The sequence below is a fragment of the Phormidesmis priestleyi ULC007 genome (assembly GCF_001895925.1).
Lineage (GTDB): Bacteria > Cyanobacteriota > Cyanobacteriia > Leptolyngbyales > Leptolyngbyaceae > Phormidesmis_A > Phormidesmis_A priestleyi_A.
In genome coordinates, this window is sequence record NZ_MPPI01000103.1 from 1 (window position 1) to 1363 (window position 1363).

Genomic DNA, 1363 nt, shown 5'->3' on the forward strand with positions numbered 1-1363 from the left:
TATTCTTTGAGAAGTTCGTCAATTAATTCAGGTCGAAAGGTCATGAGTTTGTGTCTCTGGTGATGGGTTCATTAGATCGTGTTTTGACCTCTGACACAAACTAATTTACACTCCCGAAATAATTCCTGTATTACTTGAAATGATAACCCTACAGGAAGGTATGCATCCACAAATCCCACCTTTTTGCTCTTTTGAGGCAGCCGAAATGTTATGCGGCACAAGTAGTGATCACGTAGCTTACACGCTTCCTGCTCTGCGTAATCTTATACCGACAGAATTTGGTGAAAATGCTTTCCGTGCCTTAGTCACTATTCAAGAAAACTGCAAATACTACGCCTATGAAATCTATCATGCCCATCTAGAAGCACAGAAAGTCGATCGACAAGCCCAACAAAACAGCGAAACCGCAGGAACAATCATCATGAATCAACCCATTTTCAATCAGCAGAATGCAACGATCGGCGTTAACTACGCGGCTGAAGGCAGCAAACAGGAATTTACCCAACACAGCAACTCTTCTGAACAAAACTTTGAGATTTTACTCACGGACTACACACAGTTTATTGACGAACTCCAGCAGAAATACCCCAAGTTGTCAGACGTAAATGCTGTTCCTCAGATCATTGAGGTGGAGGCAAAACTCATCGAAGCGCAAGACCAGCAGAGATGGCAAAACTTTCTCAGCCTCAAACGGCTTTGGAAGGGCGGCAAAAAAGCAGGTGTCAAAGTCGGCGAGCACTTTGCAGAAAATAATGTTTGGGCAAAAGGCGCGATCGCATTTCTTGAAGGCGTAAGCGAAGATGTGAAGTAGGGACATTGCACTAGATTTGGAGCCAAAACAATGCAAGTCACGATCGAGCTTCCCGATAATCTATCTCTGGCAGAAGCGGACTTGCGCCAAGAAGTCGCGATCGCGCTCTTCCAGCAGAAGGAGTCGGGAGAAATCGCTGATCATTGGTTGCGATCGCGCTTCGGCAATTTGGAGCGGAGCCGATAAAGGTTTGCGATCGCTGACTCATATTATTGCCGTCTGTGGTTAGTCAATTAGAGATGTCTAAATTGACTTCAGATGGCTTGCCGATGGAAATAAACTTTGTTCAACAGGAGATCTCGCAGTTCATCGTGACTTCCATTTGCGCTCTCGTACTCATTTTTGCTAGAAATGCTCCTACTTCTGAGTCTAGTGCAGGATGGCAAAAGTAGCCGAGCAGTAATTAACTGAGGAGATAATCAGCTAAACTGAGCTATCTCCTAAGAAACACACTCCGGGAGAGCAGGTTTAGCAACGAGGTCAAATCCAAGCGCCATCGCCTTTTTCTTGAGGTTTTTGACCATTCGTTCCTGATACTGCTGCTCGTAAGTT

The 1363-nt window shown here is 45.0% G+C and carries 2 protein-coding genes; both read left to right on the forward strand.

What is annotated here, in order from left to right:
• Window positions 1–160 precede the first annotated feature (160 nt).
• On the forward strand, window positions 161–811 hold the full coding sequence (locus tag BRW63_RS26975; RefSeq protein WP_106254248.1) for a hypothetical protein: 651 nt from the start codon (window positions 161–163) through the stop codon (window positions 809–811).
• 30 nt (window positions 812–841) lie between these two features.
• Window positions 842–997 (forward strand): hypothetical protein, encoded by a 156-nt coding sequence (locus BRW63_RS28675; protein ID WP_181314520.1) that lies wholly within the window; start codon window positions 842–844, stop codon window positions 995–997.
• Window positions 998–1363: the final 366 nt, after the last annotated feature.

Bases quoted from the DNA above. Each gene is read 5' to 3' on its own strand.
- BRW63_RS26975 (WP_106254248.1), top strand. From the start codon at position 161: ATGCATCCACAAATCCCACCTTTTTGCTCTTTTGAGGCAGCCGAAATG.
- BRW63_RS28675 (WP_181314520.1), top strand. From the start codon at position 842: ATGCAAGTCACGATCGAGCTTCCCGATAATCTATCTCTGGCAGAAGCG.